This window comes from Neoroseomonas oryzicola (genome assembly GCF_012163135.1).
GTDB lineage: Bacteria > Pseudomonadota > Alphaproteobacteria > Acetobacterales > Acetobacteraceae > Neoroseomonas > Neoroseomonas oryzicola.
In genome coordinates, this window is sequence record NZ_JAAVUP010000012.1 from 1 (window position 1) to 24,778 (window position 24,778).

At 72.2% G+C, this 24,778-nt stretch carries 23 protein-coding genes; 21 read left to right on the forward strand and 2 right to left on the reverse strand.

Annotation, left to right across the window (positions count from 1 at the left end):
- The 8 genes from GWK15_RS22095 to GWK15_RS26415 all read left to right on the forward strand — a co-directional run.
- The coding region (locus GWK15_RS22095) for an aminotransferase class I/II-fold pyridoxal phosphate-dependent enzyme (RefSeq protein ID WP_168043573.1) at nucleotides 1–452 on the forward strand (452 nt) is incomplete at its 5' end.
- A 1-nt stretch (nucleotide 453) separates the two neighbouring features.
- The gene (gene bchI, locus GWK15_RS22100) at nucleotides 454–1,527 is read left to right on the forward strand and encodes a magnesium chelatase ATPase subunit I (protein WP_168043574.1); all 1,074 of its coding nucleotides are present in this window, start codon (nucleotides 454–456) and stop codon (nucleotides 1,525–1,527) included.
- Nucleotides 1,524–3,245 carry a magnesium chelatase subunit D gene (locus tag GWK15_RS22105; protein ID WP_338147312.1) on the forward strand — a complete coding sequence of 574 codons (1,722 nt, stop codon included), beginning with the start codon at nucleotides 1,524–1,526 and terminating at the stop codon, nucleotides 3,243–3,245. Before bchI ends, GWK15_RS22105 begins: the two co-directional genes overlap by 4 nt.
- A 1-nt stretch (nucleotide 3,246) precedes the next feature.
- Entirely contained in the window at nucleotides 3,247–4,185 is a 939-nt protein-coding gene (gene bchO, locus GWK15_RS22110; protein WP_168043575.1) for an alpha/beta fold hydrolase BchO, read from the forward strand.
- Nucleotides 4,182–5,468: a DUF3422 family protein gene (locus tag GWK15_RS22115; protein WP_168043576.1), complete on the forward strand. Its 1,287-nt coding sequence runs from the start codon at nucleotides 4,182–4,184 to the stop codon at nucleotides 5,466–5,468. Before bchO ends, GWK15_RS22115 begins: the two co-directional genes overlap by 4 nt.
- Nucleotides 5,465–6,976, forward strand: coding sequence for a phytoene desaturase (locus GWK15_RS22120; RefSeq protein ID WP_168043577.1), 1,512 nt, complete (start codon nucleotides 5,465–5,467; stop codon nucleotides 6,974–6,976). The genes GWK15_RS22115 and GWK15_RS22120 overlap by 4 nt, the downstream gene beginning before the upstream one ends.
- Nucleotide 6,977: 1 nt before the next feature.
- Nucleotides 6,978–7,979 (forward strand): phytoene/squalene synthase family protein, encoded by a 1,002-nt coding sequence (locus GWK15_RS22125; protein WP_245211825.1) that lies wholly within the window; start codon nucleotides 6,978–6,980, stop codon nucleotides 7,977–7,979.
- A 7-nt stretch (nucleotides 7,980–7,986) separates the two neighbouring features.
- Nucleotides 7,987–8,112 carry a hypothetical protein gene (locus GWK15_RS26415; RefSeq protein WP_272870081.1) on the forward strand — a complete coding sequence of 42 codons (126 nt, stop codon included), beginning with the start codon at nucleotides 7,987–7,989 and terminating at the stop codon, nucleotides 8,110–8,112.
- Here GWK15_RS26415 and GWK15_RS22130 read toward each other — a convergent pair.
- Both GWK15_RS22130 and crtD read right to left on the reverse strand, forming a co-directional pair.
- Nucleotides 8,101–8,850 carry a carotenoid 1,2-hydratase gene (locus tag GWK15_RS22130; protein WP_338147313.1) on the reverse strand — a complete coding sequence of 250 codons (750 nt, stop codon included), beginning with the start codon at nucleotides 8,848–8,850 and terminating at the stop codon, nucleotides 8,101–8,103. The genes GWK15_RS26415 and GWK15_RS22130 overlap by 12 nt on opposite strands.
- Before the next feature lie 89 nt (nucleotides 8,851–8,939).
- A complete protein-coding gene (crtD, locus tag GWK15_RS22135; protein ID WP_168043579.1) occupies nucleotides 8,940–10,487 on the reverse strand; it encodes a 1-hydroxycarotenoid 3,4-desaturase CrtD in 1,548 nt (515 codons plus the stop codon).
- A gap of 120 nt (nucleotides 10,488–10,607) precedes the next feature.
- On the opposite strand from crtD, the gene GWK15_RS22140 reads away from it, so the two are divergent.
- The 13 genes from GWK15_RS22140 (at nucleotide 10,608) to GWK15_RS22200 (ending at nucleotide 24,776) form a co-directional block, all read left to right on the forward strand.
- Nucleotides 10,608–11,477 (forward strand): polyprenyl synthetase family protein, encoded by an 870-nt coding sequence (locus tag GWK15_RS22140; protein ID WP_168043580.1) that lies wholly within the window; start codon nucleotides 10,608–10,610, stop codon nucleotides 11,475–11,477.
- 1 nt (nucleotide 11,478) lies between these two features.
- Complete coding sequence (locus GWK15_RS22145) at nucleotides 11,479–12,609, forward strand: methyltransferase (protein ID WP_168043581.1); 1,131 nt, start codon at nucleotides 11,479–11,481, stop codon at nucleotides 12,607–12,609.
- A gap of 87 nt (nucleotides 12,610–12,696) precedes the next feature.
- Nucleotides 12,697–13,653: a chlorophyll synthesis pathway protein BchC gene (gene bchC, locus GWK15_RS22150; protein WP_168043582.1), complete on the forward strand. Its 957-nt coding sequence runs from the start codon at nucleotides 12,697–12,699 to the stop codon at nucleotides 13,651–13,653.
- Nucleotides 13,650–14,669 carry a chlorophyllide a reductase iron protein subunit X gene (locus GWK15_RS22155; protein WP_168043583.1) on the forward strand — a complete coding sequence of 340 codons (1,020 nt, stop codon included), beginning with the start codon at nucleotides 13,650–13,652 and terminating at the stop codon, nucleotides 14,667–14,669. Before bchC ends, GWK15_RS22155 begins: the two co-directional genes overlap by 4 nt.
- A gap of 3 nt (nucleotides 14,670–14,672) precedes the next feature.
- Complete coding sequence (bchY, locus tag GWK15_RS22160) at nucleotides 14,673–16,166, forward strand: chlorophyllide a reductase subunit Y (RefSeq protein ID WP_456306871.1); 1,494 nt, start codon at nucleotides 14,673–14,675, stop codon at nucleotides 16,164–16,166.
- A 2-nt stretch (nucleotides 16,167–16,168) separates the two neighbouring features.
- Nucleotides 16,169–17,617: a chlorophyllide a reductase subunit Z gene (gene bchZ, locus GWK15_RS22165; protein WP_168043584.1), complete on the forward strand. Its 1,449-nt coding sequence runs from the start codon at nucleotides 16,169–16,171 to the stop codon at nucleotides 17,615–17,617.
- A 163-nt stretch (nucleotides 17,618–17,780) separates the two neighbouring features.
- The gene (pufB, locus tag GWK15_RS22170) at nucleotides 17,781–17,990 is read left to right on the forward strand and encodes a light-harvesting antenna LH1, beta subunit (protein ID WP_168043585.1); all 210 of its coding nucleotides are present in this window, start codon (nucleotides 17,781–17,783) and stop codon (nucleotides 17,988–17,990) included.
- Nucleotides 17,991–18,004: 14 nt separating this feature from the next.
- Complete coding sequence (gene pufA / locus GWK15_RS22175) at nucleotides 18,005–18,169, forward strand: light-harvesting antenna LH1, alpha subunit (RefSeq protein ID WP_168043586.1); 165 nt, start codon at nucleotides 18,005–18,007, stop codon at nucleotides 18,167–18,169.
- Between the two features lie 105 nt (nucleotides 18,170–18,274).
- Nucleotides 18,275–19,102, forward strand: coding sequence for a photosynthetic reaction center subunit L (gene pufL / locus GWK15_RS22180; RefSeq protein WP_168043587.1), 828 nt, complete (start codon nucleotides 18,275–18,277; stop codon nucleotides 19,100–19,102).
- A 14-nt stretch (nucleotides 19,103–19,116) separates the two neighbouring features.
- Nucleotides 19,117–20,094: a photosynthetic reaction center subunit M gene (gene pufM, locus GWK15_RS22185; protein WP_168043588.1), complete on the forward strand. Its 978-nt coding sequence runs from the start codon at nucleotides 19,117–19,119 to the stop codon at nucleotides 20,092–20,094.
- Entirely contained in the window at nucleotides 20,091–21,113 is a 1,023-nt protein-coding gene (pufC, locus tag GWK15_RS22190) for a photosynthetic reaction center cytochrome PufC (protein ID WP_168043589.1), read from the forward strand. The genes pufM and pufC overlap by 4 nt, the downstream gene beginning before the upstream one ends.
- Nucleotides 21,114–21,234: 121 nt before the next feature.
- Nucleotides 21,235–22,587 (forward strand): transcriptional regulator PpsR, encoded by a 1,353-nt coding sequence (ppsR, locus tag GWK15_RS22195; protein WP_168043590.1) that lies wholly within the window; start codon nucleotides 21,235–21,237, stop codon nucleotides 22,585–22,587.
- A complete protein-coding gene (locus GWK15_RS22200) occupies nucleotides 22,584–24,776 on the forward strand; it encodes a GAF domain-containing protein (protein ID WP_168043591.1) in 2,193 nt (730 codons plus the stop codon). Before ppsR ends, GWK15_RS22200 begins: the two co-directional genes overlap by 4 nt.
- The last annotated feature ends 2 nt before the right edge of the window (nucleotides 24,777–24,778 follow it).

Here is a 24,778-nt window from a genome sequence, read left to right on the forward strand (position 1 = left end):
GCTACATCGCGGGCTCGTCGGCGATGGTGGACTTCGTGCGGTCCTTCGCCTCGGGCTTCATCTTCTCGACGGCGCTGCCGCCGGCGGTGGCGGCGGGGGCGCGGGCGGCGATCGGTCACCTGCGGGGCAGCACGGTGGAACGCGAGGGCCTGCACGAGCGCGCGGCGACGCTGCGGCGGCGGCTGGATGCGATCGGCGTTCCGCATCTGCCGAACCCGAGCCACATCGTGCCGGTGATGGTCTACGACCCGGTGCTGTGCCGGACGATCAGCGACATCCTGCTGGACGAGCACGGCATCTACGTGCAGCCGATCAACTACCCGACGGTGCCGCGGGGGACGGAGCGGCTACGGATCACGCCCTCGCCGGTCCATACCGATGCGGACATGGACCGGCTGGTCGCCGCGCTGACCGATGTCTGGGCCCGCTTCAGCCTCAAGCGGGCGGCCTGACATGGACGGGATCGTCGGTTCCCTCGCGTCCGAGGCGCGAACGGCGCCAGCGGCGCCGACACGACAGCCCTATCCCTTCACGGCCATCGTCGGCCAGGAGGAGATGACGCGTGCCCTGGTGCTTGCGGCCGTGGATCCCGGCATCGGCGGTGTGCTGATCCTGGGCGACCGCGGAACCGGGAAATCCACCGCGGTCCGCGCGCTGGCCGCCCTGTTGCCCGAGATGTCCGTCGTCGCCGGATGCCGTTTCGGCTGCGATCCCGGCGCGCCCGCGCAGTTCTGCGAATCCTGCCGCGAGCTGCGCCATCGTCCGGTTGCGAAGGTGCCGGTGCCGGTGGTGGACCTGCCGCTCGGCGCGACGGAGGACCGGGTCGCGGGCGCCCTCGACATCGAGCGAGCCCTGGTCGACGGCGCGAAGGTCTTCCAGCCAGGGCTGCTGGCGCGCGCCAACCGCGGCTTCCTCTACATCGACGAGGTCAACCTGCTCGAGGATCACCTCGTCGACCTGCTGCTCGACGTCGCGGCGTCGGGCGAGAATGTGGTCGAGCGCGAGGGCATCAGCCTTCGGCATCCGGCCCGCTTCGTCCTGGTGGGCAGCGGCAATCCGGAAGAAGGCGAATTGCGGCCGCAGCTGCTCGACCGCTTCGGCCTGGCGGTCGAGGTCCGCACGCCGACGGATCTCGCCACCCGCGTCGAGGTCGTGCGCCGCCGGGATGCCTATGACCGCGCGCCGGCGGCCTTCTGCGAATCCTGGCGCACGGCGGAAGCGCGCCTGCGCCGTCGCATCGTCCGCGCGCGGGCGAAGCTCGCCGAGGTCGCCACGCCGGACGCGGCGCTCGAGGCCGCGGCCCGGCTCTGCATGGCGCTCGGCACGGATGGGCTGCGCGGCGAGCTCACCCTGATCCGCGCCGCCCGTGCGCTCGCTGCCTTCGAGGGCCGGGAGAGCGTGACGGTGGAGGCGCTGCGCCCTGTGGCCAGCGCCGCGCTGGGTCACCGGCTGCGCCGCAATCCGCTCGACGAGGCGGGCAGCCGTGCCCGCGTCGATCGCGCGGTCGCCGAGATCCTGGGCCCGTGACCGAGGCCGCGCCATCCGGCGGCGACGCCGCGATGGCCGCGGCATTGCTGGCCGTCGACCCCACCGGCCTGGGCGGCGCCGTGCTGCGCGCGCCGCACGGCGCGGCCCGCGATGCCTGGCTTGCGCGGCTGCGCGGCCTGCTGCCGGCTGGGGCGCCATGGCGCCGCCTGCCGCCCAATGCGCCGGACGACCGGCTGATCGGCGGGATCGACCTTGCCGCGACGCTTGCCACGGGCAGGCTGCGCCTCGAACGCGGGGCGCTGCCGGATGCCGATGGCGGCGTCGTCGTCATCCCGATGGCGGAGCGCCTGACGCAGGCCGCCGCGGGGCGCTACGCGGCCGTGCTCGACACGGCCGAGGTTACGCTGGAACGGGATGGCGCCACGGCGCGCTGGCCGGCGAGCCTCGCGGTGGTCGCGCTCGACGAGAGCGCCGGCGAGGATGAGCGCGTCCCGCCATCGCTGACTGACCGGCTTGCGCTCCATCTGCCGCTCGACCCTGGCAGCGCCATGGGTCCGGGGCCGGACGAGTCCGGCGTCGCGGCCGCACGCGCGGCGCTGGGCGAGGTCCGCGCCTCCGACGAAGTGCTTCTCGCGCTCTGCGAGGCTTCGCTCGCCTTCGGGATCGGCTCGCCGCGCGCGCCGACCCTGGCGCTCCGCACCGCCCGTGCCGCGGCGGCGCTGGACGGCCGGCGCGACGTGGTCGAGGCGGATGTCGTCCTCGCCGCTCGTCTCGTCCTCGCCCCGCGGGCGACATCCCTGCCGGCCGCGCCGGAGGAAGCGCCGCCGCCACCGGCGGAGGAACCCGGCGACGCCGACGGCGGGCCGCCGAAGGACGGCAGCGACCTTTCGGAAATTGTCGTCGCCGCGATGCGTGCGGCCTTGCCGGCGGGCCTGCTCGCCACGCTCGCCTCCGCGCTCCGCGGGCGGGCATCGGCCGCTGATGGACGCAGCGGCGCCCCGGTGAAGGATGGCCAGCGCGGCCGCGTGCTCGGCGCGCGCCCGGGGCCCCTGCGCGCCGGCAGCCGCATCGCGCTGATCGAGACGCTGCGCTCCGCCGCGCCCTGGCAGACCATCCGCCGCCGGGCCAGCGGCGACCATGCGCGCCCGGTCCTCATCCGCGCCGAGGACATCCGGCTGCGCCGCCACGAGGCGCGCAGCGGGACGACGACGCTGTTCGCGGTCGACGCCTCCGGCTCCTCGGCGCTGCATCGCCTGGCCGAGGCGAAGGGAGCGATCGAGCTCCTGCTCGGCGATTGCTATGCGCGCCGCGACCGCGTCGCCCTTGTCGCCTTTCGCGGTACCGAGGCCAGCACGCTCCTGCCGCCGACCCAGGCGCCTGCGCGTGCGCGCCGATGCCTCGCGGCGATGCCCGGGGGCGGGGCGACGCCGCTGGCCTCGGCGATCGACATGGCCCGCGCCCTGGCGGATGCGGAACGCCGCCAGGGGCGGCAGCCGCTGCTCGTGCTGGTGACCGACGCACGGCCCAACGTGGCTCGCGATGGCCGGACGGGGCGCGAGGCCGGGGAGGCAGACGCGCTGTCTGCCGCCGCGCTGCTGCGCGCAGCGGGGGTCTCGACCCTGATGGTCGATACGGCGCCGCGCCCGCATGCCTATGGGCGGGCGCTCGCGGGCGCGCTCGGCGCGCGATATGTTCCCCTGCCGCAGGCGGATGCCGCTGCATTGTCGACCGTCGTCGCCGCGGCGCGGAGTGCGTGACATGACGGCGCGCGCGCAGCCGCGCATCCTGGCGCCGGCGCCCCGCGCGGCGGCCGATCCGGCCAGGCCGGATTGGTCGCGGGACGGGGCAGACTGGCCGAACCGCACCGCGAGCCGCTTCGTCGAGGCCGGCGGGCTGCGCTGGCATGTCCAGGTCATGGGGCGCGGGCCGGTGCTGCTGCTGGTCCATGGGACGGCCGCATCGACGCATTCCTGGCGCGACCTGATGCCGATCCTCGCGCAGCATTTCACCGTCATCGCGCCCGACCTGCCCGGGCACGGGTTCACGACCGTCCCGCCGCCGCACCGGCTGACCTTGCCCGGCATGGCGCGCGCGCTCGGGGACCTCGTCGCGGCGCTCGACATCGCGCCGGCACTCGCGGTCGGTCATTCGGCCGGCGCGGCGATCCTCCTGCGCATGACGCTCGACGGCGCCATCGCGCCGCGGGCCGTCATCGGCCTGAACGCCGCATTGCTGCCGCTGGGGGAGGCGCATGCCGCGTTGTTCTCCCGCATGGCGCGGGTGCTGGCGGGGCTGCCCTTCGTGCCGCGGCTCTTTGCCTGGCAGGCCTCGCGCCGCGCCGTGGCGGAGAAGCTTCTCGCCGACACCGGGTCGCAGGTCGATCGGCGCGGCGTCGACCTCTATGCGCGGCTGTTCCGCCATGCGTCGCATATCGGCAGCGCGCTGAGGATGATGGCGAACTGGGACCTGCAGCCCCTGCTGCGCGACCTGCCGCGCCTGGGCGCACCGTTGCTGCTCGTCGTCGGGATGGCGGATCGTGCCGTGCCGCCGCACCAGGCGAAGCAGGTCCAGGATCGCCTGCCGGCGGCGCGGATCCTGCGCCTGCCAGGCCTGGGGCACCTGGCGCATGAGGAGGATCCGGCCCGCGTCGCGCGCCTGATCCTCGATGAGGCCGCGGCCTGCGGGGCGATCGCATGACGGGCGCGGTCGCGCTTCCCGCCGGGCATGCGCTGCGCGCGGTCCTGAACGACGAGGTCCATGCGCGGCCGCCGGAGCCGCTCACTGCGCCGGTGCGCGTGTCGCAACTCTCCCTGCTGGAATCCGGTGGCGACGCCGCCTGGCAGGCGGTCCGCCGCCTGACCGAGACCTACGGCATCGCGCCGCCGCCGAAGGATGCGACGCATTTCAGCGCCGATTTCGGGCCGTTCCGGCTGAAGTGGGAACGGCATACGGAATTCAGCCGCTACACCGTCTTCTGCCCCGGCGAGGATGCGGGCACCCCGGCCATCGCGGCCCTGCCCGCCGATTGGGTCGCGGACCTGCCGGGCGAGCTCGTCGACGCCGCGCATGTCGCGATGCTGCCGGGCGCCGGCGCGCCGCGCGATCCCGCGACCATCGCCGGCCGCTTCTTCGGGGGCGGCCAGATCATCGGGTCCCGTCTGGTCGACGGCCGGGGCATGGCCTTCGGCGATTTCCGCATCCATGCCGACGGCTTCGTGCCGTTCCTCGTGCTCGATGACGGCATGACGCCCTGGCAGGCTGGGCGGATCGTGCAGCGCCTGCTCGAGATCGAGACCTATCGCATCATGGCGCTGCTGGCCCTGCCGGTGGCGCGCGGGCTGGTGCCGATGCTGACGGCGCAGGAGGAGGAGCTGGCGGAGATCACCGCTTCCCTTCTCGCCGGGCGGGAGGCGGAGGAACCGGCGCTTCTTGCACGCCTGACGCGCCTGGCCGCCGGCACCGAGAGCCGCGAGGCCACCAACCGCTACCGGTTCGGCGCCGCGGCCGCCTATTACGACCTGGTCCAGACCCGCATCGCCGAGCTGCGCGAAGGCCGCATCGAGGGCCTGCAGACCTTCCGCGAATTCACCGAGCGCCGCCTCGCGCCTGCGATGAACACCTGTCGCGCGGTCGCGCAGCGGCAGGAGCAGCTTGCGCTGCGCATCGCCCGGGCGACGCAGCTGCTGTCCACGCGCGTCGATCTGACTCGGCAGCAGCAGAACCAGGTGCTTCTCCATTCGCTCGATCGCAGCGCGCGGATGCAGCTGCGCCTGCAGGAAACGGTCGAGGGCCTGTCGGTCGCGGCGATCAGCTACTACGTGGTCGGCATGCTGGCCTATGTGCTGCGTGGCGCCGGCGCGGCGGGGCTGCCCGTCGCCTATGACGTGCTGGTGGCGATCGCCGTGCCGCTGGTGGCGCTGCTGGTCTATGTCGGGACGCGGCGATTGCGCCACGCGGCGATACGGGAGCGCGCGCCTTGAACATCATCGCGCCCAGGCCGGATCGTCGCCCACATGCCGTCGTCATCGGCAGTGGATTCGGTGGGCTGGCCGCCGCCGTCCGGCTCGGGGCGCGCGGCTACCGGGTGACGGTGCTGGAACGGCTCGGGCAACTGGGCGGCCGCGCGCGGGTCTTCCGCCAGGACGGCTTCACCTTCGACGCCGGCCCGACCATCGTCACCGCGCCGCAATTGTTCGAGGAGCTCTGGACGCTCTGCGGCCGCCGCATGGCCGACGACGTGACGCTGCGCGCCATGACGCCCTTCTACCGGCTGCGCTTCGACGACGGCACGACCTTCGACGTCTCGGGCGACGAGGCGGCGATGCGGACGGAGGTGGCGCGCCTGTCCCCCGGCGATGTCGAGGGCTATGAGCGCTTCATGTGCCTGTCGGCGGAGCTGTGCCGCCTCGGCTTCGAGGAACTGGGCGACGCGTCCTTCGCCTCGCTGGCGGACATGGCGCGGGTGGTGCCCGGGCTGGTCCGCTTCGGCGCCTGGCGCAGCGTCTACGCCGCCGTGGCGCGGCACATGAAGGATGAGCGCCTGCGCACCGCCTTCAGCTTCCACCCGCTGCTGATCGGCGGCGATCCGTTCCGGGCGAGCGCGATCTACGCGCTGATCCCGCATCTCGAACGCCGCTGGGGCGTGCATTGGGCGATGGGCGGCACCGGGCGGCTGGTCGACGGGCTGGCCGGGCTGATCGGCAGCCAGGCCGGGTCGATCAGGTTGCACGCGGATGTCGCCGCGATCCTGGCCGAAGGCGGGCGCGCGCGCGGCGTCCGCCTCGCCTCCGGCGAGACCATTCCGGCCGAGATCGTCGTCTCCAACGCGGATTCTGCCTGGACCTACCGCGCGCTGCTCGGCGCCGAGCCGCGGCGGCGCTGGACCGACCGGAAGCTCGACCGTTCCTCCTCCTCCATGGGGCTCTTCGTCTGGTATTTCGGGACGAAGAAGCGCTTCGAGGATGTCGGCCACCACACCATCCTGCTCGGGCCGCGCTACCGGGGGCTGCTGCGCGACATCTTCCGCCGCAAGGTGCTGGCGCCGGATGTCAGCCTCTACCTGCACCGGCCGACGGCATCGGATCCGGCGATGGCACCGTCTGGCTGCGACGCCTTCTACGTCCTCGCGCCCGTGCCGAACCTGCAGGGCGAGATCGACTGGCGCGTGGCCGCCGAACCGCTGCGCCGGCGCATCGCGCAGCGCCTGCACGAGACGGTGCTGCCCGGCTTCGAAGCCGAGATCGTCACCTCCCGCATGCTGACGCCAGTCGATTTCCGCGACGACCTGCTCGCCTGGCGCGGCTCGGGTTTCGGGCTGGAGCCGGTGCTGACGCAGAGCGCCTGGTTCCGCCCTCACAACCGCAGCGAGGAACTCGAAGGCCTGTATCTCGTTGGCGCGGGCACGCATCCGGGTGCGGGCCTGCCCGGCGTGCTTTCCTCCGCCCGCGTGCTCGACCGGCTGGTGCCCCATGCCCATGCGCTCGCCTGAGATGAATCCCGCCGACCTCGCCGAATGCCGCGCCATGCTGGCGGGCGGGTCGCGCAGCTTCCGCGTGGCGTCGCTGCTGCTGCCACGGCGCGTCGCGGTGCCGGCGACGGCGCTCTACGCCTTCTGTCGCGTCGCGGACGACCTGATCGACCGGGAAGGCGGCGGCGTTGCGGCGGTGCGCGCGCTCGAGGCACGGCTCGACGCGATCTGCGCCGGGCGTCCCGGGCCCTGCGCGGCGGACCGCGCCTTCGCCGTCGTCGTCGCGCGCCACGCCATCCCGCGGGCGCTGCCGGCGGCGCTGATCGAGGGCCTGGCCTGGGATGCCGGCGGCCGGCGCTATGCGACGCTGGCCGAGCTGGAGGATTACGGCGCCCGCGTCGCCGGCAGCGTCGGTGCGATGATGGCGCTGATCATGGGCGCGCGCGCGCCGGAGGCGGTGGCCCGCGCGACCGACCTCGGCGTCGCGATGCAACTGACCAACATCGCCCGCGACGTGGGCGAGGACGCACGCGCCGGGCGCGTCTACCTGCCGATGGACTGGCTGCAGGAGGCGGGCCTCGAACCCGCAGGCCTGACACGCTTCTCCCCGGCGCTGGGCGGCGTCGTCGCGCGGCTGCTGCGCGCGGCGGATGACCATTACCTTCGCGCCGAGGCTGGCATCGCACTGCTGCCGGCCGACTGCCGGCCGGGGATTGCGGCGGCGCGGCTGATCTATGCGGAGATCGGGCGCGCGCTGGAACGCCAGGGCTGCGATTCCGTCACCCGCCGTGCGGTGGTTCCGGGCCGTCGCAAGGCGCGGCTGCTGGTCGCCTCCGCGGTGCTCGGCTATCGCGCGCTCCCGCGCGAAGCGCCGGTGCTGGCGGCGAACCGATTCCTCGTCGACGCCGTGCGCGCCGGGCCGCAGGTCGCGCCCGGCCTGCCCTGGTGGGCGCTCGGCCAGCGCATCGTGCGGACGGCGGAACTCCTCGCGAGCCTGGACGCGCGCGAACGCCGCCGCGCGTGAGGCGACGATGTCCGACTACACCTTCGGCATCCTCGACCTGGCATTCGGCTTCGGCGTGCCGCTCGCCTGGGGCATCTGGGAACTGCTGAAGCTCCGTCGCGACAAGCGGCGCGCGCCGCCCTCAGAAGATTGAGCGCGGCACCCGGAAGGGCAGCATCATCTGCACCGGCAGGGCGGCGAAGCGGCGCAGGTCGAGGCTTTCGTGCACCGCGGTCGCTTCCTGTCCCAGAAGCCGCGTCGCGATGACGGACCGGGAGTAGAAGGGCGCGTCCTGCAGCGTCTCGGTCACGCAGGCGGCGCCACCCTCGGCGCGCGTCGGCCGCGGCATGCGCCACAGGGTGCGGCGCATGGCGACCGGCGGCGGCGGGTCGAAGGTCTCGATCTTCCCGTCACGGCCGAAACGCAGCGCGAGGGACTGGTCGGTGCCGTCCGCGCGGCGCGCGTTGTAGAGGATCGCCGTGCCGTCGCGCAGCGGCGCGCGGCACCAGTCCCAGTCGCGGAAATCGGATTCGAGCGGCGCATCGCCGTCATTGGTGTCGAAATAGGCCGGGCCGGACCAGCGCAGGGCGGGCGATTCGAACTCCGCCTCGATCCGTGCGCAGGCGGCGATCGGGCGCCAGCGGTGCCGGCCGGCCGCATCCAGCAGGAAGCCGCGATCGCCGAGCGCCATCGGATGCACCCGCAGCGTTCCGCGCACGCGGCGAGGGATCGGCGCCGTCACCTCGTCGATGTCGATCACCAGCGTGCTGCCGTCCCAGTGCATCGCGCTGCGCCCGATGGTCAGCGCCCGCGCGGAGCGCCGCACGCTGGACCCGTCGCGTTCCGTCATCGTCCAGCGCCGCCCGCCTGCGCCGTAGAGCGAGACGTTCACCGCGCAGTGCTGCAGGGGATCCGCGGGGCCGCGACGCCGCGCCCAGGCATACCAGGGCGAGAAGACGCTGCCGAGGAAGGCGATGACGGTCAGGCCGTGCCGCCCGTCCTCGCTGAGTCCATCGACATACCACCAGGCATAGCCGTCCGGTGGAACCGGCGCGTCGAAGCGAGGTCCGCCATCGCACGCTCGGCTGCGAAGCGCCCCGACATCGCCGCCATCGGCACGCCCGCCCCCGGATGCGCGCTGCCCCCCGCCAGGTAGAGGCCCGGCAGGCGCGTCGCCGCCGTCGGTCGCTGGAAGCTCGCCTGCCAGCCATGCACCGCCCGGCCGTACAGCGCCCCGCCCGTCGCGGGGAACAGCCGTTCGAAGTCCTGCGGCGTCGTCGTGACCACCGCCTCCGGAGAGGTCGTCAGGCGCAGCCCGCAGCGCGCCAGAAGGGCGAAGGACCTGGTCGCGCATGCGTCGATCTCCGAAGCGTCGTGAGGGTGGCGGTCGCCGGTCGGCGGGGCGTTGACGAGGCAGAGCAGGCGTTCGGGGCCATCGGCCCGCGCGGCGTCGTCGCCGCGGTCCTGCGCGCAGACATAGACGGTGGGATCGGCCGGCAGCCGCTGGCGGGCAAAGAGGTCGCCGAACTCGGTTTCGGAGTCGCCGCCGAAGAAGACGTTGTGGCGGTGCAGGGGGAATCCCTCCGCCTCGGCCAGCATCGTCCAGGTGACGGCGGACAGGGACCGCGCGCCGGGCCGCGGCACCGATGCGCGCGCGGCGTCGCCGAACAGCCCGCCCGCCAGCGCGGTGGCATCGGCATTGGCGATCACGGTCCCGGCCTCGACCACCTCGCCATCGGCCAGGCGCAGGCCGCGCACGCGTCCCCCGACGGCGAGGATGTCGCTTACCTCGACGCCGAGGCGGAAGCGCGCGCCGCGGGCCTCGGCCAGGTCGCGCAGCATCCGCGCGATGCGATGCATCCCGCCATCCACCAGCCAGACGCCGGATTGCTCGACATGGGCGATCAGCATCAGCGTCGCCGGGGCGAGGAAGGGGGAACAGCCGCAATAGGTCGCGTAGCGGCCGAAGAGCTGGCGCAGGCGCTGATCCTCGAAATGCGCGCCCAACGCGCGCCACATCGTCGCGAAGGGCGAGACCTCGCGGAAGGCGCGCCATCCCGCCGAGAAGGCCAGCGACACCGGCGTCGGTCGCGGATGGCGCAGGAAGGGCGCTTCGAGCGCGGCGTAGATGCGGCCTGCGCGCGCGCAGAAGTCGCGATAGCCGCGCGCCGCAGCGGCGCCGGCGAAATCGCCGATCGCCTCGGCCGAGGCCTCGACCGAGGCATGCAGGTCGAGCCGTTCCGCCGCGCTCCAGGCATGGCGCGCGAGGATGCCGGCCGGGCGCAGCACCAGGTGGTCGTCGAGCCGCGCGCCGGCCTCGGCGAGGATCTCGTCCAGCACCCAGCGCATGGTGAAGACGGTCGGGCCGGCATCGATGGCGCGGCCGCCGGCGACCACCTCCCGCATCTTGCCGCCGACGGCGGGGGCGCGTTCGTAGACCGTCACGTCGAGTCCGCGTGCGGCCAGCAGCAGCGCCGCGCTGAGCCCGCCGACCCCGGCACCGATGACCGCGACCCGCGCGTCCGGCATCCAGCCTCCCGTCCCGGCGGAAAGTGATTGACACGCCTGTCAGGTCAGATTGACAGTCTTGTTCGACAATTCCAAGCGACAAGGCGGACTGACAGCCACGTCGCGGCCAGGAGGTGCGCCATGGATGGGGTAACCCGGATCGAAAGCGCACTGGCGGATGCGGTGCTGCTGGCCGACGCCGTCGGGGCACCGCCGCGCCTTGCGGCCGCCATGCGCCACGCGGTCTTCCCGCGCGGCGCGCGGGTGCGGCCGCGCCTGGTGCTGGCCGTGGCGGCCAGTTGCGGCGACGACCGGCCGGCGCTGTCGGGGGCGGCGGCGGCGGCTGTGGAGCTGCTCCACTGCGCCTCCCTCGTGCATGACGACATGCCCTGTTTCGACGACGCCGAGACGCGGCGCGGACGGCCCAGCGTGCATCGCGCCTTCGGGGAACCGCTGGCGCTGCTCGCCGGCGATGCGCTGATCGTGCTGGCCTTCCAGGCCCTGGCGCGCGCCGCGACGACGGCGCCGGAGCGCCTGCCGGCGGTGATGATGGCGGTAGGCGACGGCGTCGGCGTGCCCTTCGGCATCGTCGCCGGCCAGGCCTGGGAATGCGAGCCGCGCGCCGACCTGTCCGAATACCAGCGGCAGAAGACCGGCGCGCTGTTCGCCGCCGCAGCGATGGCGGGTGCGGCCGCCGCGGGGCGCGAGGCGGAGCCCTGGCGCGCGCTGGGTGAACAGCTCGGCGAGGCCTATCAGGTCGCCGACGACCTGCGCGACGCGGTGTCCGACGAGGCCGAGATCGGCAAGCCGGTCGGCCGCGACGCGGCGCTCGGCCGGCCCAGCGCGGTGCGGAGCTTCGGCGTCGAAGGCGCGGTGGCGCGGCTGCGCGATCTCACCGCTGGCGCGGTCGCCGCGATTCCCTGCTGCCCGGGGCAGGAGGCGCTCGGCGCGCTGATCCTGGGCGAGATGCAGCGCCTGCTGCCGCGGAAGCTCGCGCAGAAGGCTGCGTGACATGGCCGGTGCAGCGGCGGCGCCGGCCACGCTGCGCGACCGCATCGGCGCGCTGCAGGCGCGGCTGTCGGCGAGCGACCGCTTCCGCCGCTGGGCCGAACGCTTTCCGCTGACGCGCCCCATCGCGCGACGGCGCGCCGCGGCGCTGTTCGACCTCTGCGCGGGCTTCGTCTACGCGCAGGCACTCGCGGCGGCGCTGCGGCTCGGCCTGTTCGAGATGCTGCGCGAACGTCCGATGCCGGCGATCGCCGTATCCCTGCGACTCGGCCTGCCTCTCGCGAGCACGACGCGGCTGCTCGAGGCCTGCGTGGCGTTGCGGCTCCTCGCGCAGCGGGCGAACGGCGCCTATGGCCTCGGCGCGCTGGGCGCGGCGATGATCGACAATCCGGGCGTCGCGGCGATGGTGGGCCATCACGCGCTGCTCTACGAGGATCTGCGCGACCCGATCGCGCTGCTGCGCGCCGGGCGCGGCGAGGCGCTGTCCGGCTTCTGGGCCTATGCCGGCACCGAGGCCGGCGCGCAGGCGACCGGCGCCGACCCCTACAGCGCGCTGATGGCCGCATCCCAGCCCATGGTCGCGGCGCAGGTCGCGGATGCCTATGCGATCGGGCAGCACCGCCGCGCGCTCGATATCGGCGGCGGGGAGGGGCGCTTCATCGTCGAGGTCGCGCCGCGCGCGCCCGCGACCGCCTTCACGCTGTTCGACCTGCCGCCGGTCGCGGATCGCGCGCGGTCGCGCTTCGCGGCGGCGGGACTCGCCGACCGCGCGACGGCCGAGGGCGGGGACTTCCGCGCCGACCCGCTGCCCAGCGGTGCCGACCTGGCGACGCTGGTGCGCGTGCTGCACGACCATGACGACGCCGTGGTGCAGGCGCTGCTGCGACGAATCCGCGCCGCGTTGCCGGCGGGGGGGCGGATCCTCGTCGCCGAGCCGATGGCCGGCACGCCGGGAGCCGAGCGCGTCGGCGCCTATTTCGCGATCTACCTCCTCGCCATGGGGCAGGGGCGTCTGCGCAGCGCGGCGGAAATCGCCGCGATGCTGCGCGAGGCCGGCTTCGCGCAGCCGCGGCTGCTGCGCGTGCGGATGCCGATGATTGCCAGCGTCATGATCGCCGATGTCATGGGCGATTGACGCTGAAAGCGGCAGGGCAGTCCATTTGCCTTGACAGTCTTTACTGTCCTTCTAGAGTGACACCACCGCGAACCTGGGAGTCCGTCGATGGACACCGTCGCTATCGTGATGACGGCCCCGCAGGAACTGGCGCTTCGGCGCGTTCCTCTCGCGATCCCTGGTGAGTCCGACGTCGTCGTGGATGTGGACTGGAGCGGCATCAGCACAGGCACCGAACGGCTGCTCTGGTCGGGCCGCATGCCGCCCTTCCCCGGCATGGGCTATCCGCTGGTGCCGGGCTACGAGGCGGTGGGCCATGTCGTCGCGGCCGGTCCGACATCGGGTCGCCGCGCGGGCGACACGGTCTTCGTCCCCGGCGCGCGCTGTTTCGGCGCGCTGGACGGCGCGGAGCTGCGCGGACTGTTCGGTGGCGCGGCTTCGCGCCTTGTCGTCGCCGGCGCCCGCACCACGCGCATCGATCCGGCGCTCGGCGAGGATGGCGTGCTGCTCGCGCTCGCCGCGACCGCCTGGCACGCCATCGCGGCGCCGGGCGCGGCGCGGCCGGAACTGATCGTCGGGCATGGCGTGCTCGGGCGGCTCATGGCGCGGCTCGCCGTGCTGTCCGGCGGCCGGCCGCCGGTGGTGTGGGAGACATCTGAGGCCCGGCGCGGCGGCGCGCGCGGCTACGACGTCATCGCGCCGGAGGACGATCCGCGGCGCGACTACGGCGCCATCTACGATGCGAGTGGCGATGCGCAGGCGCTCGATTCCCTCATCGGGCGGCTGGCGCCGGGCGGGGAGATCGTGCTCGCCGGCTTCTACGCCGAGCGCATCTCCTTCGCCTTCCCGCCCGCCTTCATGAAGGAGGCGCGGTTGCGCGTGGCCGCCGAATGGAAGCCCGCCGACCTGCACGCGGTCGCCGAGATGATCGCCGAGGGGCAGCTCGACCTGCGTGGCCTCATCACCCATCGCGCCGCGGCCGGGGAGGCGGAAAGCGCCTACCGCACCGCCTTCGACGACGCCGCCTGCCTCAAGCTTGTCCTCGATTGGAGAGACGCCGCATGAACGCCCCCGTGCCGAACCCGCAGGGCGCGTCGCCGACGCTCTCGATGGCCGACCGACTCCGCGCCGAGGCCTCCATCGGCCCCGACCCCGTGCCGACCACGCCTGCGGCCAAGAAGACGCAGGTCATCGCGATCTACGGCAAAGGCGGCATCGGCAAGTCGTTCACGCTCGCGAACCTGTCCTACATGATGGCGCAGCAGGGCAAGCGCGTGCTGCTGATCGGCTGCGACCCGAAGAGCGACACGACCAGCCTGCTGTTCGGCGGCAAGTCCTGCCCGACCATCATCGAGACGAGCAGCCGCAAGAAGGCGGCCGGCGAGCCGGTGGCGATCGGCGATGTCTGCTTCAAGCGCGACGGCGTCTTCGCCATGGAGCTCGGCGGGCCCGAGGTCGGGCGCGGCTGCGGCGGGCGCGGCATCATCCACGGCTTCGAACTGCTGGAGAAGCTCGGCTTCCACCAGTGGGACTTCGACTTCGTGCTGCTCGACTTCCTGGGCGACGTGGTCTGCGGCGGCTTCGGCCTGCCGATCGCGCGCGACATGTGCCAGAAGGTCATCGTCGTCGGCTCGAACGATCTTCAGTCGCTCTACGTCGCCAACAACGTCTGCTCGGCGGTGGAATACTTCCGCAAGCTCGGCGGCAATGTCGGCGTCGCCGGCATGGTGGTGAACAAGGACGACAACACCGGCGAGGCGCAGGCCTTCGCCGAGGCCGCCGGCATCCCGGTCCTCGCCGCCATCCCGGCCAATGAGGACATCCGGCGCAAATCCGCCAACTACGAAATCATCGGCAAGCCCGACAGTGAATGGGGGTCGTTGTTCGCCGCGCTCGGCGTGCAGGTGGCCGAGGCGCCGCCGCTGCGCCCGACGCCGCTGACGCAGGAATCGCTGCTCGGCCTGTTCAAGGGCGAGACGGTCGGCCGGCATGTGGTGCTCGATCCCGCGACCATGGAGGACATGTGCGCGGCCGAGGTGCTGCAGAAGCCGTCCCTCGAAGTGGTCTACGAGGGGAGCTGAGCCTTGGACACGCTCCCTCCCACCACTGCGGGCTGCCATGGCGGGCGGGAAACCATGCTCGAGGCGGCACGCGCCGCGGGCAAGGGTGAGGCGATGGCCCGCCTGGCCGAGGACTACCCCCGCGGCCCGCACGACCAGCCGCAATCCATGTGCCCGGCCTTCGGGTCGCTGCGCGTCGGGCTGCGGATGCGGCGGGTGGCGACGATCCTCTCGGGCTCGGCCTGCTGCGTCTACGGCCTGACCTTCACCAGCCACTTCTACGGCGCGCGGCGTTCCGTGGGCTACGTGCCCTTCAATTCCGAGACTCTGGTCACCGGCAAGCTGTTCGAGGACATCCGGGACGCCGTCCACCAGACGGCGAATCCCGACGAGCATGACGCGGTCGTCGTCATCAACCTCTGTGTCCCGACGGCGTCCGGCGTGCCGCTGGAACTGCTGCCGAAGACGATCGGCGGCGTGCGGGTGATCGGCATCGACGTGCCGGGCTTCGGCGTGCCGACCCATGCCGAGGCGAAGGACGTGCTTGCCGGCGCCATGCTGCGCACCGCGCGTCTGGAGGCCGAGGCCGGCCCCGTGGCGCGGCCGCGCGAGATGCAGGAGGGGCTGCGCGGCGTCTCGCTGATCGGGGAACTCTTCCCGGCCGATCCGCCTGGCATCGCGGCGCTGCTCGCGCCGCTGGGCCTCGGCCTGGCGCCGCAGCTGCCGGCGCGGGAATGGCGCGACCTCTACGGCGCGCTCGACAGCGTCGTCGCCGCCGCGGTGCATCCCTTCTATGTCGCGACTGTGCGCGAGTTCCGCGCGGCCGGGCGGCCAGTGGTCGGTTCGGCGCCGGTCGGCGTCGAGGGCACGGCGGCCTGGCTCGAGGCGATCGCCGGCGCGGCGGGGGTGGAGGCGGCGCGGCTCGACGACGCGAAGGCCCGCGCCCTGCCGGCGATCCGCGCGGCGCTGGCGGCGAACCCGATCCAGGCACGCGTCACGGTCTCGGGCTACGAGGGATCGGAACTGCTCGTCGCGCGGCTGCTGATCGAGGCCGGTGCGGAGGTGCCCTATGTCGGCACCGCCTGCCCGCGCACGGAGTGGAGCGCGGCCGACCGCGACTGGCTCGCCGCGCGGGGGACGCATGTCCAGTACCGCGCGAGCCTCGAGCAGGACATGGCCGCGATGAAGGATGTGCGGCCTGACCTCGCGCTCGGCACCACGCCGCTGGTGCAGAAGGCGAAGGAGCTCGGCATCCCCGCGCTCTACTTCACCAACATGGTCTCGGCGCGGCCGCTCTTCGGACCCGCGGGCGCGGCGTCGCTCGCCGGCATCGTCGCCGCGCAGACGCGTGGGCGGGAACGCTTCGGTCGCATGGTGTCCTTCTTCGACGGCGTCGGTACGCCGGACGGCGCGGGCTACGGCTTCCGCGAACGCCCGGTCGATCCGCCCGGCTTCCGCGAGCGGCAGCGCAAGCTGCGCGCGGCGAAGGCCAAGGCGGAAGAAGCGGTGGGGACCTGACGATGCTCGTCCTCGACCATGATCGCGCCGGCGGCTATTGGGGGGCGGTCTACGCCTTCAGCGCGGTGCGCGGGCTGCGGGTGGTGATCGACGGCCCGGTGGGCTGCGAGAACCTGCCGGTCACCGCCGTGCTGCACTACACCGATGGCCTGCCGCCGCACGAACTGCCCATCGTCGTCACCGGGATCGACGAGGACGCGCTCTCCCAGAACGGCACCGAGTCGCTGCTGAAGCGCGCTTCCGCCACGCAGGATCCGGACCTACCCGCGGTGGTGGTGACAGGCTCGATCGCCGAGATGATCGGCGGCGGCGTGACGCCGGAGGGATCGAACCTCCGCCGCTTCATCCCGCGCACCATCGACGAGGACCAGTGGCAGTCGGCCGATCGCGCCATCAACTGGCTCTGGACCGAATTCGGCACCAAGCGCGTCAAGGCACCGAAGCCGCGCAAGGAGGGCGAGCGCCCCCGCGTCAACCTGATCGGCCCGATCTACGGCACCTTCAACATGCCGTCCGACCTCGCGGAGATCCGCCGCCTGGTCGAGGGCATCGGCTGCGAGGTGAACCTGGTCTTTCCGCTCGGCAGCCATGTCGAGGACATCCCGCGCCTCGCCGATGCCGAGGTGAATGTCTGCCTCTACCGCGAATTCGGCGCGCGGCTGTGCGAGACGCTCGAGCGCCCCTGGCTGCGCGCGCCGATGGGCCTGCACGCGACGACGAACTTCCTGCGCCAGCTCGGCGAGCTGACGGGCGTCGACCCCGAGCCCTTCATCGAGCGCGAGAAGCACACCACGCTGAAGCCGCTGTGGGACCTGTGGCGCAGCGTGACGCAGGACTTCTTCGCCACCGCCTCCTTCGGGGTCTCGGCGACCGAGACCTATGCGCGCGGGCTGCAGCGGCTGCTGGCCGAGGACCTCGGCATCCCCTGCGCCTTCGCCTTCGGTCGCAAGGCGGGCGAGAAGCCGGACAATGCCGCGGTGCGCGAGGCGATCCACCGCACGCCGCCGCTGGTGCTCTTCGGGTCCTACAACGAACGCATGTACGCGGCCGAGGCCGGTGGCCGCGCGCAGTACATCCCGGCGAGCTTCCCCGGCGCGATCATCCGTCGCGCCACCGGCACGCCCTTCATGGGTTATGCCGGGGCGACCTACGTCGTGCAGGAATACTGCAACGCGCTGTTCGATGCGCTGTTCCACATCCTGCCACTCGGTACGCAGCTCGACCGCGCCGCGGTCGCGACGCCGGCCCGCGCCGGCGAGACTTGGGAGGAATCGGCGCGCGACCTGCTCGACGCGCATGTCGAGGCCGCGCCCTTCCTGTTGCGCATCTCGGCGGCGAAGCGCCTGCGCGAGCAGGTCGAGGACGCTGCCCTTGCCGCGGGCGAGGCGCGGGTGACGCGCGCCCGCGTCCTCGCGGCGCTCGGCCCCCTGCCGGAGCCAGTGCCGGCATGAGCACGAGAACCATCCAGATCGGGCGGCATTGCCGCCCCGACCAAGCGCCGGTCCGGTTCCGCCGGATCGAACGCCGCAGCCGGCCCGGTGGGCCGGATGTGTCCCTGCCGCGCGGGAGATGTGCGGTAACCGGCCGCAAGGCCGCCATCCGAAAGGCCTCATAATGGCTGACAAGGAAGGATCGATCAGCGGGCTCACCGAGTCCGAGGCGCGGGAGTTCCACGGACTCTTCGTCTCGAGCTTCGTTGGATTCACCGTGGTCGCGATCGTTGCGCACATCCTGGTGTGGATGTGGCGTCCCTGGCTTCCAGGGCCGCGCGGATACACCGAGCTGATGGATGGCGCCACGACCGTGGCGTCGTTCTTCGTCTGAAGGAGGCGCAGGACATGTGGCGAATCTGGCTGCTTTTCGACCCGCGTCGCGTTCTCGTGGCGCTCTCTGTGTTCCTGATGACCCTGGCGTTGCTGATCCATTTCATTCTGCTCAGCACCGACAGGTTCAACTGGATCGAGGGTCCGCGACCCGCTCCGGCCGCTTCGGCGCCCCGGTAGCGGAGACTGCCCGGCGACGGGACGGCGCGGCGTTTTGCCACGCCGCCCGCCGCCGGGTCCCCGATGGCGACGCGTCGTCGCCGCGGCAGGCGGGAGGACAGGCTCATGGCGATGCTGTCGTTCGAGAGGAAGTACCGCGTCCGTGGCGGAACGCTGCTCGGCGGTGATCTCTTCGATTTCTGGGTGGGGCCGTTCTATGTCGGCTTCTTTGGTGTTCTGACGGTCTTCTTCGGCGTGCTCGGCACGGCGTTGATCCTCTACTCCACCGCGATCGACGGCGTGTGGAACCCGTGGAAGATCAGCGTGGCGCCGCCGGACCTGGCCTATGGCCTTGGCCTGGCGCCGCTGAAGCAGGGCGGCTTCTGGCAGGCGATCACGGTCTGCGCGCTGGGTGCCTTCGTTTCCTGGGCGCTGCGCCAGGCGGAGATCGCGCGCAAGCTGGGCATGGGGCTGCACATCCCCTTCGCCTTCGGCATGGCCGTCTTCGCCTACTTCACCCTGGTGGTGATCCGCCCGGTGCTGATGGGCGCCTGGGGCCACGGCTTCCCCTACGGGATCTGGACGCACCTCGATTGGGTGTCCAACGTCGGCTACCAGTACCTGCACTTCCATTACAACCCGGCGCACATGATCGCGGTGAGCTTCTTCTTCACCACGACGCTCGCGCTGTCGATGCACGCCTCGGTCGTGCTCGCCGCCATCAACCCTGCGCGGGGTGAGCCGGTGAAGACCACCGAGCATGAGAACACCTTCTTCCGCGATGCCATCGGCTACTCGATCGGCACGCTCGGCATCCATCGCCTCGGTCTCTTCATCGCGCTGTCCGCGGGCTTCTGGAGCGCGGTCTGCATCGTCATCAGCGGACCGTTCTGGACGCGCGGCTGGCCCGAATGGTGGGGCTGGTGGCTCAACCTGCCCATCTGGGCGCATTGAGGGAGGAGCGGAACATGGCCGAATACCTCAACCTCTTCACCCGGGTGCAGGTTCGCGGGCCGGTCTATGCCGGCGTGCCGATCGGCCGGGACGAGCAGCATCGATCGCCCCAGCGTGGCTTCAGCTACCTGATGGGCAAGATCGGCGACGCGCAGATCGGGCCGATCTACCTCGGTCACCTCGGCGTCCTGTCGCTCGTCTTCGGCCTGGTCGCCTTCGAGATCATCGGGCTGAACATGCTCGCCTCGGTGAACTGGAGCCCGATCCAGTTCGTGCGGCAGCTGCCCTGGCTCGGGCTCGAGCCTCCGTCACCGGCCTACGGGCTGCGCTTCCCACCGCTTGCGCATGGCGGATGGTGGCTGATGGCGGGCTTCTTCCTGACAATGTCGATCCTGCTGTGGTGGGCGAGGCTCTATCGCCGCGCGCATCAGCTCGGCCTCGGCCAGCACCTGTCCTGGGCCTTCGCCGCGGCGATCTGGCTCTACCTGGTGCTGGGCTTCATCCGCCCGCTGCTGATGGGCTCCTGGTCCGAGGCGGTGCCCTTCGGCATCTTCCCGCACCTCGACTGGACCGCCGCCTTCTCCATCCGCTACGGCAACCTCTTCTACAATCCGTTCCACGCGCTCTCGATCGCCTTCCTCTACGGATCGACGCTGCTGTTCGCGATGCACGGCGCGACCATCCTCGCGGTCAGCCGCTTCGGCGGCGAGCGTGAGGTCGAGCAGGCGGTGGACCGCGGCACGGCGGCCGAGCGCGCGGCGATCTTCTGGCGCTGGACGATGGGCTTCAACGCCACCTTCGAATCGCTTCACCGCTGGGCGTGGTGGTTCGCCGCGCTCTGCCCCATCACCGGTGGGATCGGCATCCTGCTGACCGGCACCGTCGTCGACAACTGGTACGCCTGGGCCATGGACCATGGCTACGCGCCCGGCTACCCCGCCGTCGCGCCTGCCATCACCGATCCGGCCCTCGCAACGGGAGGCACGCGATGAAGATCAGGTTTCCCCTGGCCCTGGCGGCGGTCTTCCTCGCCTTCCTCGGCACCGTCTTCGTGCTGCAGGCCTTCGAGCGGCCGCCGCCCGTGAGCGTGCAGCAGGGCTTTCGCGGCACGGGCATGGTCGGCGTGACCAACCCGCGGCGCGACGCTGAACTGGTCGCCCGCAACCAGGTGCCGGCCGCCCCCGAGGCTGCCGGGACGGATGGCGACCGTGCCTCCTCGATCTACGATAACCTGCAGGTCTTCGGTGACCTCAGCGTCGAGCAGTTCGGCCGCATCATGCAGGCGATGACCGAGTGGGTCTCGCCGGCGGAAGGCTGCAACGGCTGCCATGTCGAAGGCGACTTCGCCTCCGACGACAATTACCGCAAGCGCGTCGCGCGGCGCATGGTCCAGATGGTCCGCCACATCAACGCGGACTGGGCGAACCACGTGCAGCAGACCGGCGTCACCTGCTACACCTGCCACCGCGGAAACCTGGTGCCGCAGCAGGTGTGGGCGACGGCGCCGGAGCACGGCGCGCGCGGCATGGCGGCCTCGGCCGACCGGCAGAACCTTGCCGCGCCGGCCGTGGGGCTCACCTCGCTGCCCTATGATCCCTTCTCGCGCTACCTGGCGCAGGACGGGAACATCCGGGTGCAGTCGGCGGCGGCCCTTGCGCCCGGTGGCGTGCGTCCGATCCAGGATGCGGAATCGGTCTACGGGCTGATGGTCCACATCTCCGAGGCGCTCGGGGTGAACTGCACCTTCTGCCACAACTCCCGCGCCTTCTCCTCCTGGGCCGAGAGCCACCCGCCGCGCCTGACCGCCTGGCACGGCATCCGCATGGTGCGCGACGTCAACGTCAACTACATCGAGCCGCTGCGGGACATCCTGCCAGCGAACCGCCGCGGTCCGATGGGCGATGCGCTCCAGGCCAACTGCGCCACCTGCCACCAAGGGGTGAACCGGCCGCTGCTCGGTGCGCCGATGCTGCGGGATTATCCGGAACTCCGTCCGGCGGCAGCGCGCTGACCCACCAGAACGGCCGGACGTTTCCGGCCGCCAATGAACACGGGCCTGCAAAGGGCCCGTGTTTTGGTCTAGGAACACGGTTGACCGGTGCCCGACTCGCCCCGGCAGTCTGGAACAGACCATGAACCGAGTGACCTTTGCGCAGCCCGACATCACGCTCATGCTCGACCTCGAGGGCGTGATCCGGAAGGCTTCGCTGTCGACTGCGATCCCCGCGGAGGCCGTCCAGGACTGGGTCGGCCATCCGTGGACCGATACGGTTGGGGATTCCGGCGGCGACTGGATCCGCCGCATGCTGGACGATGCGCGCAGCAACGGCGTCTCCGCCTTCCGCCAGGTGCGCCAGCGCTTCCCGAGCGGCCTCGAGCTCCCGATCGAGTACACGACCGTCCGGCTCGGTGGCGAGGCCGGCCTCATCGCCGTCGGCAAGAACCTCCAGGCGGTTGCCGAGCTCCAGTCCCGCCTTATCGCGACCCAGCAGGCGCGCGAGCAGGACTACTGGAAGCTGCGCGAAATCGAGACGCGGTCCCGCCTGCTGTTCGACGCCTCGAGCGAGGCGGTGCTGGTCGTCGAGGCGCAGACGCTGCGCGTGATCGAGGCCAATCCCGCCGCCATCCGGGCCCTCGGCCTCGCACCGGGCTGGGAGTTCCTGCGCGAGGTCGCCCCCCGCGACGTCGAGGCCTTCCGCGGCATGCTGCAGCGGGCGCGGGAACATGGCCGCGCGCCCGGCATCGCTGTGCACCTTGGCGCCGAGCGCGCCGCCTGGCTGGTGCGCGCGACGCTGATGGCGCGCGATCCCGGTCCGGTCTTCCTGCTGCAGCTCGCCTCGACGGGCATGGAGCCACAGGTCGCGGCGCGAGGTACGGCGCTGCGCCTCGACGACGTGCTCGAAAGGCTCCCGGACGCCTTCATCGTCACCGACCAGGACGGCATCGTGCGTCGGGCCAACCGCGCCTTCCTCGACATGGCACAGGTGCCGGCGGAAGGCGGGGTGCTGGGGGAATCGCTCGGACGCTGGCTCGCGGGGCCGGGGGACGGGCTCGCGGTGCTGCTCGCGGCGCTCCATCAACATGGCGAGGTGCGGGTCTTTCCGTCCTTGCTGACGGGCGACCTCGGCCTCGAGGTGCAGGTCGAGCTCTCGGCCGTGGTGAGCGGCATCGGCGCGTCCCGCGCCATCGGCATCGTCCTGCGCGACGTCGGGCGCCGGATCTGGACGCGGCCGGACAGTTCCGCGCTGCGCGACGCGATCGGCGGCGTCGAGTCCGGCATCGGCCACACGCCGCTGCCGCTGCTCGTCCGGCGCATCGCGGAGATCCTGGAGCGCCATTGCATCGAGCGCGCGCTTGGCCTCGCGGATGGCAACCGCACGGCGGCGGCCGAACTGCTCGGGCTGAGCCGACAAAGTCTCTATGCCAAGCTCGGCCGCTACGGCCTGCAGGCCGACGCCGAGGAAGGACCGGGAGAACCGGGGTGACCGGCGACGGCCCCCCCGCGTCGCAGCTGGTCCCGGCCTTCGGCGAGGCCGACCTCTCGAACTGCGAGCGCGAGCAGATCCACCTGGCAGGGTCGATCCAGCCGCATGGCGCGCTGCTGGTCGTCGACGACGACCTCGTCATCGTCCAGGCCAGCGCGAACGCGCCGGAGTTCTTCGGCGAGGTCGACGACCTCCTCGGCCTCGGCCTGGGCGACCTCGACGCCGAGCTCGCGCTGCGGCTGCGCACCGTCGGCGCCGATCCGCTCGATGCCGTCCCCGCGGCGCTCCAGTGCCGCGTGGGCCGGCGGGAACTCGCCTGCGACGTGCTGGTGCACCGGCCCTCGACCGGCGGCCTCGTGGTGGAGTTCGAGCCCGCCGGCGAGCCGCTCGACTTCGCCGAGCAGGTCGAGCGCGCGCTGCAGAAGCTGCTCTCGACCTACAACCTGAAATCACTGTGCGACGAGGCGGCGCGGATCTTCCGCGACATCAGCGGCTACGACCGCGTGATGATCTACCGCTTCGACGAGGACGGGCACGGCGAGGTCTTCTCGGAGCAGCGGCGCCAGGACCTCGAGGCCTTCCTCGGCAACCGCTACCCGGCTTCCGACATTCCGCAGATCGCGCGGCGCCTCTATGAGCGGAACCGCGTCCGCGTCCTGGTCGACATCGGTTACACGCCAGTGCCGATCGAGCCGCGCGTGGCGCCGGGGACGGGCCTCGAGCTCGACATGTCGCTCTGCGTGCTGCGCAGCTCCTCGCCGATCCACGTCCAATACCTGCGCAACATGGGCGTGGCGGCGACGATGGTCGGCTCCATCATGGTGGGCGGCCGGCTCTGGGGTCTCGTCTCCTGCCACCACTACGTGCCACGCATCGCCTCCTTCGCCGTGCGCGCGGTGTGCGAACTGCTGGCCGAGGCGCTCGGCACCCGCATCGCCGCGCTCGAGAGCTTCTTCCAGGGCCAGGCGGAGATCTCCGTCCGCCGCCTGGAACAGCGCATGATCGAGGCGATCACGCGCAAGGGTGACTGGCAGGCGGCGCTGTTCGAAGCATCGGACACGCTGCTGCAGCCGGTCGGCGCGACCGGTGCGGCGCTGCTCTTCGAAGGCCAGGTGCAGTCGGCCGGCGAGGTGCCGGGCACGGCGGAACTGCGCGAGATCGGGCAATGGCTCGATGCCCAGCCGCGGTCGCCCTTCTTCGCCACCAATGCGCTCGCGGCGAAGTTGCCCGCGATGGGGCGGCTGGCACGGGTGGCGAGCGGCCTGCTCGCGGCCCCGGTTTCGACGGCGCCGGGCGAGTACCTGTTGTGGTTCCGCCCTGAGCGCAAGCACACCGTCACCTGGGGCGGCGATCCCAACAAGCCGGTGATCGTCGGCAACGACCCGGCGGACCTCTCGCCGCGGCGGTCCTTCGCGCAATGGCACCAGGTGGTGGAGGGCACTGCCGCGCCGTGGTCCGCGCGCGACCTGGCCGCCGCGCGCATCATCGGCGAGACGGTGACCGACGTCGTGCTGCAGTTCCGCTCGGTGCGGATGCTGATCGCGCAGGACCAGCTGAACATGGTCCGCCGGCAGGTGCTCGAATCCGACCTGCCGGTCGTGATCTGCGATTCCGGCGGTGCGGTGCAGCTCACCAACCAGGCCTTCGACCACCTGCTGCCCGGCAGCCTGACCCAGGGACCGAATCACATCGAGGAGCTCTTCCAGCACTTCGAGGATGCCGCGCTGATCCGCCGGCGCCTGCGCGACGTGCTGGGCAACCTGCGCAGCTGGCGCGGCGAGGCGCGGCTGCGCGGCGACGAGGGCCGCGCGCTGCTGGTACGCGCCGACCCGGTCTTCTCGGCCCCCGACCGCGTGCTGGGCTTCATCTTCCTGTTCAACGACCTGACCCGCCGCAAGGAGGCCGACGCCGCGCGGCGCCGCTTCCAGGAAGGCGTCGTGGCGAGCCACCGTCCGCGCTCCGGCCGGCTCGATTCCCGCGAGGACCTGGTGTTCCGCACGCTGCTCGCCTCGGTGGTGGAGAACGCGCAGCTCGCCGCGCTCGAGATCACCGACGGGGTCGAGGCGGAACGCATGCCCGACCTGCTGGAGAGCGTGCGCGCCTCCGTCGCGCGGACCGCGGAGATGCTCGAGGTGCTGATCTGGCACGCCCATCACGTCGCCTCGAAGCCCTCGACGGAACAGGACTGAGC